The sequence below is a fragment of the Microbacterium sp. MYb66 genome, assembly GCF_002979435.1.
Taxonomy (GTDB): Bacteria; Actinomycetota; Actinomycetes; order Actinomycetales; family Microbacteriaceae; genus Microbacterium.
This window is the reverse complement of record NZ_PCOV01000001.1, coordinates 246,405-261,710: the sequence shown is the minus strand read 5'-3', so window position 1 is coordinate 261,710 and position 15,306 is coordinate 246,405. Positions and strand designations below refer to the sequence as shown.

The following is a 15,306-nucleotide window of genomic DNA, read 5'->3' as shown; positions in this document are numbered from 1 at the left end:
CGCTCAGCTTAGAGAGGGAGCGGCTTCGCCTTCCACCCGCCAGTCGACGGCCGTGGCGCCCTGTTCCTCGAGCAGAGCGTTCGCGCGGGAGAACGGGCGCGAGCCGAAGAAGCCGCGGCTGGCAGACAGCGGAGACGGGTGCGCCGAGGCGATCACCGGCGTGGACTCCAGCATCGGCTGCAGGTTCGCGGCATCCTTCCCCCAGAGGATCGCCACCAGAGGCTGTTCGCGGGCGACGAGCGTCCGGATCGCGAGCTCGGTGACCTTCTCCCACCCCCAGCCGCGGTGGGACGCGGCGGCGCCGGGTCGGACGGTGAGGACGCGGTTGAGCAGCAGGACGCCCTGCTCGCTCCACGCGGTGAGGTCGCCGTGGGGGGCGGGTGGGATGCCGAGATCGCTCTCGCGCTCCTTGAAGATGTTCGACAGGCTCCGCGGCAGGGGGCGCACATCGCGGTCGACCGCGAACGAGAGGCCGATGGGATGCCCCGGCGTGGGGTACGGATCCTGCCCGGTGATCAGCACGCGAACGTCGGACAGCGGTCGCTGGAACGCCCGGAGCACGTTCTCACCGGCCGGCAGGTACCCGTGCCCCGACTCCTGTTCGGCACGCAGGCGCTCGCCCAGGGCGGTGATCGTGTCCTGCACCGGTGCCAGCGCCTTCGCCCACCCCGCGTCGATCCGTCCGTCCTCGGCGAGCTCGGCGAGAGTCCGTGCCATCGTCAGTCGATGGACCGCACCCGCAGCGGTCCGCGTGCGAGCAGATGCTGTGCCGACTGCGCGACCGGGCGCATCGTGATGAGGTCGAGATTGACGTGCCCCGGCGACTCCAGGGCGTAGGCGATCACATCAGCGACATCGTCGGCCACGAGCGGCGCATCGACTCCCGAGTAAACGGCTTCGGCGGCCACAGCGTCCCCGCCCAGACGGTTGAGCGTGAACTCCTCGGTGTGGACCATGCCGGGAGCGACCTCGACCACACGGATCGGCTCGCCGTTGAGCTCCTGGCGAAGAACCTTCACCAGCATCCCCTCGGCGGCCTTCGCGGCGTTGTATCCCGCGCCACCCGCGTAGGCGGTCTGCGCAGCCGTCGACGTGACGAACACCGTGTCGGCGTGGCCGTCTACGGCGGCGGCGCGACGCAGCAGCGGCAGCAGACCGGCGACGAGACGCTGGCTCGCCAGCACGTTCGCATCGAACATCCACTGCCAGTCGTCGACGGACGCGTCCTCGATGCGATCGGTGCCGCGGGCTCCTCCGGCCACCTGTACGAGAGCGTGCACGGGACCTGACCTGTCGATCTCGGCCACGAGGGCCTCGACGGCGGCGGAATCCGTCAGATCGCACGCGATGGCCGACGCTCCGGTCTCCGCGGCGAGCGCGGCGAGCCGGTCCTCCCGGCGGGCCACCCCGATCACGTCCCAACCGCGGGCGCGGAGTGCTCGCACCGTCGCCGCACCGATCCCCGAGCTCGCACCTGTCACCACTGCACGTCTGATCACCATGCCTCCACCGTACGATGTCCGCAGCGGATTGCAGAGTCCCGCACGGGCTGTCGCGGATCTCTCCGCGCCGTGATTCCGGGCCTCAGCTGTGTTACGTCACATTTCCCGCTCCTTGTTGACACGGCGCGGAGTTCCGTACTCTCGCTGGAACGGCATCCGCCACCCGACCTTCCGAACACTCCTGGGGGAAACACATGTCCGCACCCGAGTCCTGGCGCTTCGAGACCAAGCAGATCCACTCGGGCGCTGCCCCCGACCCTGTCACCAAGGCCCGTGCCACGCCGATCTACCAGACCACGTCGTACGTGTTCGACAGCGCGGACCATGCTGCCAACCTCTTCGCGCTCGCGGAGTTCGGCAACATCTACACCCGCATCCAGAACCCGACGCAGGACGTGCTCGAGCAGCGTCTCGCCGCACTCGAAGGCGGCACCGGCGCCCTGGTGCTCGCCAGCGGCCAGGCCGCCTCGACCTTCGCCGTCCTTAACATCGCCCAGGCCGGCGACCACTTCGTCGCGTCAAGCTCGATCTACGGCGGCACCTACAACCTCTTCAAGTACACGCTCGCGAAGCTCGGCATCGAGGTCACGTTCGTCGAGAACCAGGACGACGCCGAAGAATGGCGTCGCGCGGTCCGTCCGAACACCAAGCTGTTCTTCGCGGAGACGATCGGCAATCCGCAAATCAACATCCTCGACATCCGCGCCGTCGCCGACATCGCACACGAGGCGGGCGTCCCCCTGATCGTCGACAACACGATCGCCACGCCCTACCTGATCCGTCCGTTCGAGTTCGGCGCCGACATCGTCGTCCACTCGGTCACGAAGTTCCTCGGCGGCCACGGCACCACGATCGGCGGGGTCATCATCGACGGCGGGAAGTTCGAGTGGTCGAAGAACGTCGACAAGTTCCCCGGCCTCACGGTTCCCGACCCCTCGTACCACGGGGCGAGCTACACAGCAGCCGTCGGTGACGCGCTCGCGTACATCATCAAGGCTCGCGTGCAGCTGCTCCGCGATCTCGGCTCCGCGATCGCCCCGCAGAGCGCCTGGAACCTCATCCAGGGCGTGGAGACCCTGTCGCTGCGCATCGAGCGACACGTGCAGAACGCCCAGGAGATCGCCGAATGGCTCGACGGCCGCGACGACGTCGCGACGGTCAACTACTCGGGGCTTCCTTCCTCCCCCTGGTACGCCAAGGCGAACGAGTACGCCCCCAAGGGCGTCGGCGCCGTGCTGTCGTTCGAGCTCAAGGGCGGCGTCGAGGCCGGTCGCGAGTTCGTGAACAGCCTGTCGCTGTTCAGCCACCTCGCCAACATCGGCGATGTGCGCTCGCTCGTCATCCACCCCGCGTCGACCACCCACGCGCAGCTGACGCCCGAGCAGCAGCTGACCGCCGGTGTGACCCCGGGTCTCGTGCGCCTCTCCGTCGGCATCGAGAACGTCGACGACCTCAAGGCCGACCTCGATCAGGCTCTCGCCGCGGCACGCGCCGTGTCGGAGGCTGCTCGGGCCTGACTCGCACGCACCACCTCGAGATGCCCCGGACCGACGGTTCGGGGCATCTTCGCGTCCGCACACAGACGTCACCCGGCCGAACCACAGGCGTCTCCGTCGAGAATGGGATCCCGCCGTGAGGAGCGCATGATCGACGTCGAGCAACGACCGCCGCACATCCGGCGCACCACGACGACGCACGCCCGAAGGCTCGCCGTCGCCTCCATCGCCCTGCTGATCCTGGTGGCGTGCAGCTGGATTCCCGGCGTCGTGGGCACGGCGATCGCCGCAGTCCTCCCCTGGCTCGGGCTCGTCCTGCTCGCGATGCTCCTCACCGCCGTGTTCCTCGCGCGCCGGGTGATCGTCGTGATCCTTGCTCCCGCGCTCCTCTGGATCCTCGCGATGGCGCCCGCCCTTCCTGCTCTCCCCGCAGGATCGACAACCGGATCCGAATTGACGATCGTGAGTCAGAACGTCCGGGCGCACTCCGGCGGAGCCGCGGCATCCGCTTCCGAGCTCGCACAGACCGGCGCCGACGTGATCGCCCTCACCGAGCTCGACGGCGACAGCCTCGCCGCGGCACGGGACGCCCTCGCCGCCGAGTATCCGCACATGTTCGGTGTGGGCACCGTCGCCGTCTGGAGTCGTTATCCGCTGTCGAACGCCGAACCGCTCACGCTCGGCCTCGGATGGAAGCGTGCGCTCCGGGTCGAGGTGCAGGCCCCGACCGCGCCGGTCGCCCTCTACGTCCTGCACGCAGCCTCCGTGCGTCCCGGGCAGCAGCAGGACCGCGACACGATGCTGAACGGCATCGCCGAGCAGGTCGCCGCCGATCCCTCGTCCGCGCTCGTCGCGGTCGGCGACTTCAACGCGGCGTCCACGGATCCGGGCCTGGCCGCCCTGCGTGCGGAAGCCGACGGGGTCAGGCCCACCGACGGCACACTCGGATTCACCTGGCCGGCTGCGTTCCCCCTCGCCAGGATCGATCACGTCTTCGTCCGAGGTCTCGAAGTGGTCTCCTCCGGAACCCAGCGGGCCGGCAACAGCGACCACCTCGCGACCACGACCACCGTGCGCTGACCTCCCTGGCGACGGAATCGGCACCGCGCCGGGTCGTAACCTGCGGCTTCACGGCCTCCGACCAGGCGAGAATGGATGCATGGACTGGCAGACGACCTCCGAGGACACGGTGCCGTCGGCACCCGTGACGGAGGCCGACGTCCGGCTGCTCCGCGCCCGCCCACCCGCGACCGGCGCCTGGCGCGACGGCGACCCGGTCGGAGGACGGCGTTTCGCGGCGTTCGGCTCCTTCGCCACCGAGAGCGGTGCGGAGCTTCCCGGCATCCGCATCGCGTACGAGTCGTGGGGCGAGCTGAACGCTGCGCGCGACAACGCCATCCTGGTCCTGCACGCGCTGACGGGCGACAGTCACGTTCGCGGCCCCGCGGGTGCAGGCCACCCGACCGTCGGCTGGTGGGAGGACATCACCGGTCCCGGCGCCCCGCTCGACACGGACCGCTGGTTCGTGATCGCGCCGAACATGCTCGGCGGCTGCCAGGGTTCCACGGGTCCCGCGAGCGTCGCTCCGGACGGCTACGAATGGGCCTCGCGCTTCCCGTACCTGACCATCCGTGACCAGGTCGACGCACAGGTGCGCCTCGCGGATGCACTCGGCATCGACACCTGGGCGGCGGTCATCGGCGGCTCGATGGGCGGCATGCACGCCCTGGAATGGGCGGCCACGCACCCCGCACGCGTCCGAAGGCTCGCTGTCCTGTCGTCTCCCCCGGTGACGACAGCCGATCAGATCGCCCTGAACACGGTGCAGCTCGAGACGATCCGGATGGATCCGCGGTTCCAGGGCGGCGAGTACTACGACCTCGGAGACGGCGACGGTCCGCATCGGGGACTCGCTCTGGCGCGGCGCATGGCGCTCCTGAACTACCGCAGCCCGATCGAGCTCAACCAGCGCTTCCAGCGGTCATGGCAGTCGGATGTGTCGCCCCTCGGCCACGGCGGACGCTTCGCGGTCGAGTCGTACCTCGACTTCCACGGCAACAAGTTCACGCGCCGCTTCGACGCCAACAGCTACATCACCCTCGTCGAAGCCATGAACTCCCACGACGTCGGCCGCGGGCGCGGAGGCGTCGAAGAGGCATTGCACGCGGTCACGGCCACCACTCTCGTCCTCGGCATCGACAGCGACCGCCTGTTCCCGGTCGACGGACAGCAGCGCATCGCGCGCAGCATCCCGAACGTGATCGGCGGGGAGGCCGTCGTGGTCACGAGCGACTTCGGGCACGACGGCTTCCTCATCGAGACGGATGCCGTCGGCTCCAACCTGCGACGACTCCTCGATACCTGAAGCGGACGCTCACTCGGCGACGAACCGCCACGGCAGCTCGCCCGCCTCGAGGCGTCCCTGCTCCCATGCGAAGGCACGGCCCGCCTCCGTGTCGAGCACCCGCGTCTGGAACAGCTGCGCCGTCCCACCGGATGACAGGGCGGAAGCGGCGTCGGAGAACGCGGAGAGCTGGTTCAGGGTGATCCACGTCGGCGGGTACAGCATCCACTCTCCCGCGCCGTGCCGCGCCAGGGCATCGGCCGGTCGCACCCACGCGATCTCCGCCACCTCGTCGGCAGCGGGCGAGGGCTCCTCGGCCGGGGCCTCGGCGAGGAAGAACCAGGTGCGGATACGCGTGGGGGCCTCGATCGGCGGATGCCATTCGGACAGCACCTCGAGGGAGTCGACCACGAGTCCCACCTCCTCGAAGGTCTCGCGGACCGCCGCCCGGCGCGCGTCCTCGATCTCCGCATCACCCGTGCGGCGATCGCTCGGCTCGACCTTCCCGCCGGGGAAGACCCATGCCCCCGCGAACGACCCGCGATCCGGGCGACGGATCAGCAGCAGCTCGAAGCCAGGATCCGCGGCACGAAGCAAGACGACGGTGCCGGCGACGGGCAGGGACTGCTCTGGCGCGCTCACCCCGTCACTCTACGACGCGGGGAGTCCCGCCGCCGCAGGTGGACGCGCCTCGACCCGGTAGGACAGCAGAGCGATCAGCAGGCCTGCGACGGCCAGTGCGGCCCCGGTCCACGCCGGAGCGGTGAAGCCCCAGCCGACGGCGATGACGACGCCGCCGAGGAACGCGCCGAGGCTGTTCCCGATGTTCAGCGCCGAGTGATTCATCGCCGCCGCGATCGACTGGTTGTCACCCGCCACATCCATCAGCCGCGTCTGGATCGTCGGGCTCAGCACGGAGGAGACGAATCCGACCACGAACACCAGCACGCTCAGGCTCACGATCCAGAACGCCAGGACCGCGAGGAGCGCGAAGACGACGCCCATCGAGGCGAGCCCGAGCAGGAGCGTGCGCCGCAGGTCGATGTCGGCGAGGTGGCCGCCGACGAGGTTGCCGGCGGTCATGCCCAGGCCCATCAGCACGAGGACGATCGGCACCGCCCACTCCGGTGAGCCCGCGACCTCCGTCACCAGCGGCGCGATGTAGCTGTAGACGGCGAAGAACCCGCCGAAGCCGATCGCACCCACACCCAGCGTGAACCAGACCTGGGGAATGCGGAACACCCGCAGCTCCTGCCGCATCGTGCGGCCGGGATCGCCGGGGTGCTCGGGGACGAACACGGCGATGCAGAGGGTCGCGAGGGCGAACACGAGGGCCACCACGGCGAACGCCACGCGCCAGCCCCACTGCTGTCCGAGGAACGTCCCCAGCGGCACGCCCACCACGTTGGCGACGGTCAGACCGGTGAGGATGAAGGCCACGCCCTTGGCACGCTTGCCCGGCCCCATGACGTCGGCGGCGACCAGTGCGCCGATGCCGAAGTAGGCGCCGTGCGGGAGTCCCGCGAGGAACCGCGAGGCGGCGACGAGCTCGAACGTCGGGAGGACCACGGTGAGCGCGTTGAACACGGTCAGCGCGAGGGCCAGCACGATCATCACGCGGTGCCGCGGATACCGTGCGACGAAGCCGGCGATGGTGGGCGCGCCGATGACCACGCCCAGGGCGTAGAGCGAGATCAGCCACCCGGCCTGGCTCAGCGCTTCTTCCTGGCTGGTCGCCCACAGGGACGGCAGCAGGTCGGCGGCGATGTTCGGCAGCAGACCCATGACGACGAACTCGGTCATGCCGATGCCGAAGCTGCCGATGGCGAGAGAGAGGAGCGCCCGCTTCGCCGCACCCCTCGATTCAGTCGAGGGATTCACCGCATCAGCTTAGCGGCCGGCGGAGTTCTCGAACCTCGAGCCGGTCCGGTCGAGCCTCATGAAGACATCCACCTCGTCCTCGCTCTCGACGACGAAGCCGTGGCGGGCGTAGAGCCTGCGCGCGGGGCTGCCCTGGAGCACGTTGAGTCTGTACAGCACGGGGTCGTCGAGGACCATCGCGAGGATGCGACTGCCGACACCGCGACCCTGATGCGACGTCGCGATATAGAAGTGCTCCAGCCAGCGGGAGCCGCCTTCCGGACGGATGGCGACCGAGCCGACATCAGTGCCCTCCACGACGACGATGCGGGTCTCCGTCGGCTCGAAGGCGTCGCGGAAACGCTGCCGGACGCGCACGTCGTCGTAGCGTCCCAGTCGCTCCAGATCGGCCCGGAGGACGAGCGCCCTGAGCTCCACGATCCACAGGACGTCGTCGGCCAGCGCCGGTCGGAGCTCGATCTGCACGGGGGTGGAAGGATCAGTCACCGGTCTCCTCGATCGCCGCCTCCAGACGCTCGATCTTCGCATCGAGCTCGCCGGTGTACCCGGGGCGGATGTCGGCCTTGAGCACGAGCGAGACCCGCGAGCCGAACGGCATGACCGCCTCGGTGGCGCGCTTGACCACATCCATGACCGTGTCCCAATCCGGACCCTCGATCTCGGTGAACATACTCGTGGTGCGGTGCGGCAGCCCCGACTCGCGCACCACGCGCACGGCCGCGGCGACCGCGTCGTGCACGGAGGCGTCGGTGCGTTCTGCTCCCTCAGCGGGGGTGCCGCTCGGGGCGACGGAGAAGGCGATCAGCATGGGTTCACTCCTGGATTTTGCGGTGACGGGTGGCGGGCACGCGCACGAGGGCGCGCACACCGAGGACGAGCAGGACGAGGAGAAGGATGTTGCGTACGGTGAGCACCGCGACCGCGAGCGGTTCCGCCCGCAGCAGCGCGTCATAGCCGAGCGGGTAGACGAGGCAGGTGAGCAGGCACAGTGCGAGCACGATGACGGCGGGCACGCGGGCTCTCACCCGGTCGAGCACGATCCAGAGGATGAGCGGGGCGATCAACCATGTCTGGAACTGCGGCGAGCCGACCTTGTTGGCGACGATGAGCAGGGTCACCAGCGTGAGCGCCAGCGGCGGGAACAACCGTGGGAACGACGCACCGCGCACCGCCTTCACCGCGCCGATCGCGGTGACCGCGAGAACGGCGACCACCATCAGCGGCGTCAACGCCGCTGCGATCGCATCCACTCCCGGCGCCGCGATCTGGAAGGTCAGGATCTCGAAGCTGTACTCGATGCGAGCCGCTCCCGTGACAGCGAGCCAGAGGAACGGCGTGGCTGCGACCGCCTCGATCTGCAGCCCACGGCCGGTCTGCTCCGTCAAGAACCCGAGGATCTCCGTGTCCGCCCCGAGCAGGAATAGCGCGGCGACGACCCCGCCGGTGACGAAGACGGCGGCGAGAAGCACCCGCAGCCGCGACCGGACGGCGACCACCGCGGCGAGGACGAGCGCGCCGGGCCAGATCTTCATCCACGCGCCGACGGTCAGCAATGCCGCGGCGACCATCGGCCGCGAGACCAGCCAGAGGCCGCCGATCACCGCGATCGGCACGGTGACGGCATCGATCCGGTACAGCGCGATCGGTCCGAGCAGCAGCAGGGCGGCGCACCAGAACCAGGCGGCGACCCGTCGGGCATGAGACGGCGAGCGCCCCACGAGCACGCCGAACGCCATCGCATCCAGGATGACGACCAGCACCGCCCAGCCCACCAGGTACGCGCTCGAGACACCGAGCATCGGGACGAGCGGTGCGGCGAGTCCGGCGGCGAGCAGCATCGGCACGAGGGCGAGCTGCGGATACACCCACGTCTCGGTGATTCCGACGATCGGCCCTCCGCCGAGGGCGGACGACGCCCAGGGCTCGTAGACGAGGACGACGTCACCCATGGGCTGGCTCGGATACACCCAGCCCAGCAAGGCGGTGAGCACATGCACGAGAAGGAAGACGCACCACAGCAGGAGCACCCTGGTCGTCGCGATACGCGTCACGCCAGGACGTCCGCGATCGCGTGCGGGAGTGCGACGGCGACGTCCATCGCGACGATCGGATGCCCGGGCGCACCATCGAGCACGTCCGCCGCGATCCGCGCGGCATGCCCGTGGAGCCAGGCGCCCGCCGCAGCGGTCTCGGCGATCGGGGCCTCGGGATTCGCCGCGATCACCGCACCGAGAACGCCTGCGAGCACGTCTCCGGTGCCGGCAGTCGCCAGCCACCCCGTGCCCGCCTCGACGGCGATGACGGTTCCGTCGGGCGCGGCGACCAGCGTCCGCGCCCCCTTGAGCAGCACGACGCCGCCGATCTCCGCGGCGACCCGGCGAGCCGCCTCCGCCCGATCGTCCTCGCCCGGCGTGACGCGCAGACGTTCCTGCAACCGGGAGAACTCCCGTGCGTGCGGCGTCACCAGGAAAGGCGCCCGCGCATCGGGAGCGAGATCCAGCGCCCCGGCATCGATGACGACCGGAGCCGTGGCGGCGAGGATCTCCCGGAGCGCGGCCGTCTCCTCCTCGCTGCGGTGCATCGGATCGGTGCCGGAGCCGATCACCCAGGCGTCGACGCGCGAACGTCCGACATCCGCCCCGGTGACGGTCTCCGGTCGTCGCGCGAGCACCGCGTCGGCGACCCGCTCCGCGCCGACGAACCGCACGAATCCCGCTCCCGCGCGCCACGCCGCTTCCACACCGAGCACGGCGGCACCCGGATACGTTGTCGATCCGGTGCGCAGAGCCACGACCCCGCGGGCGTACTTGTCGTCCTCGGCGGTCGGGGCACGGAACCACCGCACCGTGTCGCCGCGTGTCCACTCCCGCACCTGGAACATGACTCCACGTTAGTGCGGCGGCCCGCGGTGCACCCGCGCAGAGGTAGCGTCGAACGGTGAGTCTTCTCTTCTCCCCTCTCCGCATCCGTTCCGTCACCGTCCGCAACCGTCTGTGGGTGTCGCCGATGTGCATGTACAGCGCCGTCGACGGCGTCGTGCAGGAGTGGCACCACGCCCACCTCGCGCAGTTCGCCTCCGGAGGCGCGGGCCTCGTTATCGCGGAGGCGACAGCAGTGGTCCCGGAGGGGCGGATCTCTCCGCGCGACGTCGGGCTCTGGAACGATGAGCAACGCGATGCCCTCGCGCCCGTCGTGCAGGCGATCCACGACCGAGGGGCGCACGCCGGCATCCAGCTCGCCCACGCAGGACGCAAGGCGTCGACGTGGTGGCCCTGGGCTCCGGCGCGGGGCTCGGTGCCGTCGGCCGACGGGGGCTGGACGACGACGGCCCCGTCGGCGATCGCCTTCGACGGCTTCGACGAGCCGGTCGCCCTCGACCTCGCAGGGATCGACCGCGTGGTCGAGGCCTTCGCCGCGTCTGCACGGCGGGCGCTCGATGCCGGCTTCGACGTCCTCGAACTCCACGGCGCGCATGGCTATCTCCTGCACCAGTTCCTCTCCCCGCTGTCGAACCTGCGAGACGACGAGTACGGCGGCTCCCTGGAGAACCGCGCCCGGCTGCTGCTGCGCGTCCTGGACTCCGTCCGCGGGGTCGCCGGCGACGAGGTACCGGTGTTCGTCCGCATCTCCGCCACCGACCACGCGGACGGCGGGTTCACGCCCGAGGAGGCGGCCGTCGTCGGCGAGTGGGCGTCGCAGCACGGCGCCGACCTGATCGACGTCTCCAGCGGCGGCCTGGTCGCGCATCAGCAGATCAGCGTGTTCCCCGGCTACCAGGTCCCCCTCGCCGAGACCGTGCGCCAGGGCGGACGCATCCCGGTCTCGGCGGTCGGGCTGATCACCGCAGCCGCGCAGGCCGAGCAGGTGCTCGTCGACGGCGCGGCCGACGCGATCTTCGCCGGGCGCGAGTGGCTGCGCGACCCGCACTTCGCGCTCCGTGCCGCGCACGAGCTCGGCACCGAGATCGCCTGGCCGCCCCAGTACGAACGCGCGCGCTGGCGCTGAGCGCACGATCCACGCGACGAAGGCCGCCGACTCCCTGAGGATTCGGCGGCCTTCGTTTCTCGGGATGGAGCAGCGTGCGGTGGTTCAACGGCCGCGGATGCGACGAGTCGCGTCCTGCACCTCGCCGACCAGTTCTTCCAGGATGTCCTCCAGGAAGAGCACTGCGGTCGTGTTCCCCTGGGAATCGCGCACCTTGGCCAGGTGACGCCCCGCGCGGCGCATGACCGCGAGGGCGTCCTCGAGGTCCGTGTCCTCCTGCACCGGCACCATGTGGTGGATGCGCTTGGCAGGGAGCGGCTCGATCATCTTGGCCTCCGCATCCGGCCCCTCGGACGCGCGAAGGATGTCCTTCAGGTGCACGTACCCGATCGGCACGGATTCGTCGTCGACGATCACGTAGCGCGAGAAGCCGTACCGTGCGACCGCCTTCTCGATGTCGTCCGGTGTGGTCGACTGCGGCAGCGTCACCAGGTCGCCCAGCGGCACGGCGACATCCCGCGCCTTCTTGTCGGTGAACTCGACCGCTGCGGCGACCGTCCCCGCCGTGTCCATCAGCACGCCCTCACGGCGCGACTGGCTCACGATGGTCGCGACCTCATCGAGCGTGAACGTCGAAGCGGCCTCGTTCTTCGGCTCCACGCGGAACAGACGCAGCACGCCGTTCGCCGCCGCGTTGAGCAGCCAGATCACCGGCATGAACACCTTCGACACCCACACGAGGGGCGGGGCCAGGATCAGCACGGCGCGATCCGGCACCGAGAACGCCAGGTTCTTCGGCACCATCTCGCCGAACACGACGTGCAGGAACGAGACGATGAGCAGCGCGATCGCGAACGAGACCGCGTCGACGGCACCGTCCGGCCAGCCCAGTGCATGCAGCGGCACCGCGAGCAGGTGGTGGATCGCCGGCTCGGACACGTTCAGGATGAGCAGCGAGCAGATGGTGATGCCGAGCTGCGACGTCGCGAGCATGAGAGTCGCGTGCTCCATCGCGTACAGCGCGGTCTTGGCCGCACGCGACCCCTGATCGGCGCGCGGCTCGATCTGCGACCGACGGGCCGAGATCACCGCGAACTCGCCGCCGACGAAGAAAGCGTTCGCGACCAGGAGCACGACGAGCCAGGCGAGTCCTCCCCAATCGTTCATCGGGTGGCCTCCTCTTCGCCCTCGAGCGGACTCGGGACATAGCGGACGCGATCGACACGACGGCCGTCCATCCGGACGACCTGGAGCGTCCCGCTGTCGAGCGATACCTCGTCACCGACCGTGGGGACCCGCTCGAGCACGCTCATCACATACCCTCCGACGGTGTCGTACACGTCACCCTCCGGCACCTCGACGCCCGCACGACGGCGGAGCTCGTCCGGTCGCAGCTCACCGGGGAAAGTGATCCCCTCGCGGTTGCGGATCACGCCGGCCCTCGTGCGGTCATGCTCGTCCGAAACCTCGCCGACGAGCTCCTCCACGAGGTCCTCCAAGGTCACGAGGCCGGCGGTGCCGCCGTACTCGTCGACGACGACGGCGAGCTGGTAGCCGCGGGCGCGGAGTTCGGCGATCAGCCCGTCGACGTGCGCCGTCTCCGGTACGCGCAGGGGCTCCGTGGCCAACGCCCCCACCGGAACCTCGGCGCGGCGCTCGCGCGGCACCGAGATCGCGGCTTTCAGGTGGACGACGCCCATGATGTCGTCCAGATCGTCGTCGTACACGGGGAAGCGGCTGTGACCGGTGCGTCGCGCGAGCTGGATGACGTCATCGGCGGAGTCGCCCGCCGCGATCGCATGCATGCTCGGGCGGGCGGTCATCACATCGGCCGCGGTGAGTCGCGAGAACATCAGCGTGCGGTCGAGCAGGGAGGCGGTGTCGGCCTCCAGCAGCCCCGCGTTGGCGGAGCGACGGACGAGCGACGACAGCTCCTCCGCACTGCGGGCACCGGAGAGCTCTTCCTTCGGCTCGATCCCCATGCTGCGCAGCACACCGTTGGCGCTGCCGTTGAGCACCACGACGGCGGGCTTGAACACGGTCGTGAACGCGATCTGGAAGGGGATGACGAGCTTCGCCGTGGCCAGCGGCAGGGCGAGCGCGAAGTTCTTGGGGACGAGCTCGCCGAGGATCATGGAGAGGACCGTGGCCACCAGCATCGCCACGATCGTCGCGATCGGAGCGACGGCCGCCTCCGGGATGCTCCACGCGTGGAGGGTGGGGCGGAGGAGGTTCGACAGCGCCGGTTCCATCGTGTAGCCCGTGAGCAGCGTCGTCAGCGTGATGCCGAGCTGGGCCGCCGACAGATGCGTCGAGGTGTGCTTGAGGGCGCTGATCGTGAGCGAGAGTCGCGATTCCCCTCGGGCCTGACGGGCCTCGAGGTCGGCGCGATCGAGGTTCACCAGCGCGAACTCGCTCGCGACGAAGAGGCCGGTGCCGACCGTGAGCAGAAGCCCCACGCCCAACATGATGTAGTCCATCAGCGGTTCCTCTCCGATGAGAGAGGCGGACAGTGGGGCGATGTTCTACAACTGGGAGGGTCGTCCATTATGCCGACGATTGTACAGAAGAGGACTGGGTGCGCGCTCGCGATCACCAGCTGACCGGCAGTGCCTTTCCCTCTTCGTATCCCGCGGCCGACTGGAGGCCGACGAGGGCGCGATCGTGGAACTCGGGCACGGAGGAGGCGCCGGCGTACGTGAACGACGAGCGCACGCCCGAGGTGATCATGTCGAGAAGGTCCTCGATGCCGGGGCGCAGCGGGTCCAGGTAGATCTTCGATGAGGAGATGCCCTCGGCGAAGAGTTCCTTGCGCGCCCGCTCGTAGGCGTCGAGGCGCCCGAACCGCGCCTGGACCGCCTTGGTCGAGGCCATGCCCCAGGACTCCTTGAAAAGGCGCCCATCGGAGTCGCGCTGCAGTTCTCCGGGCGCCTCGATCGTCCCCGCGAACCAGGATCCGACCATCACGGAGGCCGCTCCCGCCGCGAGCGCGAGCGCGACGTCGCGCGGGTAACGTACGCCGCCGTCGGCCCAGACGTGCGCGCCCGCCTCTCCGGCCGCCTGCGCGGTCTCGAGCACCGCCGAGAACTGCGGACGGCCGACGGCGGTCATCATCCGGGTGGTGCACATCGCCCCGGGACCGACGCCGACCTTGAGGATGGAGGCGCCGGCATCGACGAGATCGTGGACACCGTCCGCGGTGACGATGTTGCCGGCCACGATCGGCAGGCCGAGATCGAGCGCCGCGACCGCGCGCAGAGCCCGCAGCATGCCCTCCTGATGCCCGTGCGCGGTGTCGACGACCAGCACGTCGACTCCGGCCCCGGCGAGGGCCTTCGCCTTCGCTGCGACATCGCCGTTGATCCCGACTGCCGCGGCGACCGCCAGACGACCGTCGCCGTCGACCGCGGGTCGGTACAGCGTCGATCGCAACGCACTGCGGGCGCTGAGCGTGCCGACGAGGTGTCCGTGGTGCACGACCGTCACCATCTCGACGTCCGCATCGGTGATGACGTCGAACGCGTGCCGCTCCGAGCCGATGTCATCCGCGTCGATGGACGGCGTGCCGTGGTGCACGAGATCGCCGAGCTGGGCATCGGGGAGCGCGGTGGCCAGTCGGGTCGCCGGCAGGATGCCGAGGATACGCTCGACTCCGATCGGAGCCGCACCGCGCGCGACGACGATCCCATGGCCGATCGTCGCCGGGAGCAGACGGAGCGCATCCGCGACGGAAGCCTCCGGCGGGAGCACGAGCGGCGTGTCCCACAGCACGGGCTGCGCCTTCACCGCGCGGATCGCGGCATCCAGATCCTGCAGCGGCAGGTCCTGCGGGAGCACCCCGAGGGCGCCACGGCGCGCGAGCACCGCGGCGATGCGCGGACCGGTCACGGAGTTCATGTTGGCCGCGACCAGCGGGAGGGTGGCGGGAGTGCCGTCCTGGGGGGCGAGATCGACCTGCAGACGGCTGGTGACCGCGGATCTGCGCGGCACCAGGAAGACATCCGAGTAGGTCAGATCGACGGACGGCTGCGCTCCTGAGAACTCCATGCCTCCACGGTACTCAGATCGCGACGCGGTGGGCGCTCGGCTTCGACGATTC

At 69.9% G+C, this 15,306-nt stretch carries 15 protein-coding genes; 4 read left to right on the top strand and 11 right to left on the bottom strand.

Features of this window, described 5'->3' with window-relative positions; translation table 11 throughout:
* Positions 1-3: 3 nt before the first annotated feature.
* Entirely contained in the window at positions 4-717 is a 714-nt protein-coding gene (locus CQ045_RS01215; protein WP_105720878.1) for a uracil-DNA glycosylase, read from the bottom strand.
* Positions 718-719: 2 nt separating this feature from the next.
* Positions 720-1,502: an SDR family oxidoreductase gene (locus CQ045_RS01210; protein WP_181156400.1), complete on the bottom strand. Its 783-nt coding sequence runs from the start codon at positions 1,500-1,502 to the stop codon at positions 720-722.
* 194 nt (positions 1,503-1,696) lie between these two features.
* Between CQ045_RS01210 and CQ045_RS01205 the strand changes: the two genes are divergently transcribed.
* The 3 genes from CQ045_RS01205 to CQ045_RS01195 all read left to right on the top strand — a co-directional run bounded on the left by CQ045_RS01205 (position 1,697) and on the right by CQ045_RS01195 (position 5,363).
* Positions 1,697-3,019, top strand: coding sequence for a bifunctional o-acetylhomoserine/o-acetylserine sulfhydrylase (locus tag CQ045_RS01205; protein WP_105720877.1), 1,323 nt, complete (start codon positions 1,697-1,699; stop codon positions 3,017-3,019).
* Positions 3,020-3,145: 126 nt separating this feature from the next.
* On the top strand, positions 3,146-4,078 hold the full coding sequence (locus CQ045_RS01200) for an endonuclease/exonuclease/phosphatase family protein (protein ID WP_181156399.1): 933 nt from the start codon (positions 3,146-3,148) through the stop codon (positions 4,076-4,078).
* Positions 4,079-4,157: 79 nt separating this feature from the next.
* Positions 4,158-5,363, top strand: a complete 1,206-nt coding sequence (locus tag CQ045_RS01195; RefSeq protein ID WP_105720875.1) for a homoserine O-acetyltransferase — start codon at positions 4,158-4,160, stop codon at positions 5,361-5,363.
* A gap of 9 nt (positions 5,364-5,372) precedes the next feature.
* Here the strand turns inward: CQ045_RS01195 and CQ045_RS01190 are convergent, their stop codons facing one another.
* The 6 genes from CQ045_RS01190 to CQ045_RS01165 are packed head-to-tail and all read right to left on the bottom strand — an operon-like array spanning position 5,373 to position 10,104.
* Positions 5,373-5,984, bottom strand: coding sequence for an NUDIX domain-containing protein (locus CQ045_RS01190; protein WP_105720874.1), 612 nt, complete (start codon positions 5,982-5,984; stop codon positions 5,373-5,375).
* A gap of 9 nt (positions 5,985-5,993) precedes the next feature.
* A complete protein-coding gene (locus tag CQ045_RS01185; RefSeq protein ID WP_105720873.1) occupies positions 5,994-7,223 on the bottom strand; it encodes an MFS transporter in 1,230 nt (409 codons plus the stop codon).
* Positions 7,224-7,232: 9 nt separating this feature from the next.
* Positions 7,233-7,709, bottom strand: coding sequence for a GNAT family N-acetyltransferase (locus CQ045_RS01180; protein ID WP_258130869.1), 477 nt, complete (start codon positions 7,707-7,709; stop codon positions 7,233-7,235).
* Complete coding sequence (locus tag CQ045_RS01175; protein WP_105720872.1) at positions 7,702-8,031, bottom strand: thiamine-binding protein; 330 nt, start codon at positions 8,029-8,031, stop codon at positions 7,702-7,704. Before CQ045_RS01175 ends, CQ045_RS01180 begins: the two co-directional genes overlap by 8 nt.
* Before the next feature lie 4 nt (positions 8,032-8,035).
* Positions 8,036-9,274 (bottom strand): hypothetical protein, encoded by a 1,239-nt coding sequence (locus CQ045_RS01170; RefSeq protein WP_181156398.1) that lies wholly within the window; start codon positions 9,272-9,274, stop codon positions 8,036-8,038.
* A complete protein-coding gene (locus CQ045_RS01165) occupies positions 9,271-10,104 on the bottom strand; it encodes an NAD(P)H-hydrate dehydratase (RefSeq protein ID WP_105720871.1) in 834 nt (277 codons plus the stop codon). Before CQ045_RS01165 ends, CQ045_RS01170 begins: the two co-directional genes overlap by 4 nt.
* Positions 10,105-10,160: 56 nt before the next feature.
* Here CQ045_RS01165 and CQ045_RS01160 point away from each other — a divergent pair, with 56 nt between their 5' ends.
* Entirely contained in the window at positions 10,161-11,228 is a 1,068-nt protein-coding gene (locus CQ045_RS01160) for an NADH:flavin oxidoreductase/NADH oxidase (protein WP_105720870.1), read from the top strand.
* Between the two features lie 84 nt (positions 11,229-11,312).
* Here CQ045_RS01160 and CQ045_RS01155 read toward each other — a convergent pair whose 3' ends face one another.
* The 3 genes from CQ045_RS01155 to CQ045_RS01145 form a co-directional block, all read right to left on the bottom strand.
* Positions 11,313-12,374 carry a hemolysin family protein gene (locus tag CQ045_RS01155; RefSeq protein ID WP_105720869.1) on the bottom strand — a complete coding sequence of 354 codons (1,062 nt, stop codon included), beginning with the start codon at positions 12,372-12,374 and terminating at the stop codon, positions 11,313-11,315.
* The gene (locus tag CQ045_RS01150) at positions 12,371-13,687 is read right to left on the bottom strand and encodes a hemolysin family protein (RefSeq protein ID WP_105720868.1); all 1,317 of its coding nucleotides are present in this window, start codon (positions 13,685-13,687) and stop codon (positions 12,371-12,373) included. The genes CQ045_RS01155 and CQ045_RS01150 overlap by 4 nt, the downstream gene beginning before the upstream one ends.
* Positions 13,688-13,799: 112 nt before the next feature.
* A complete protein-coding gene (locus CQ045_RS01145) occupies positions 13,800-15,254 on the bottom strand; it encodes a GuaB1 family IMP dehydrogenase-related protein (RefSeq protein WP_105720867.1) in 1,455 nt (484 codons plus the stop codon).
* Between the last annotated feature and the right edge of the window lie 52 nt (positions 15,255-15,306).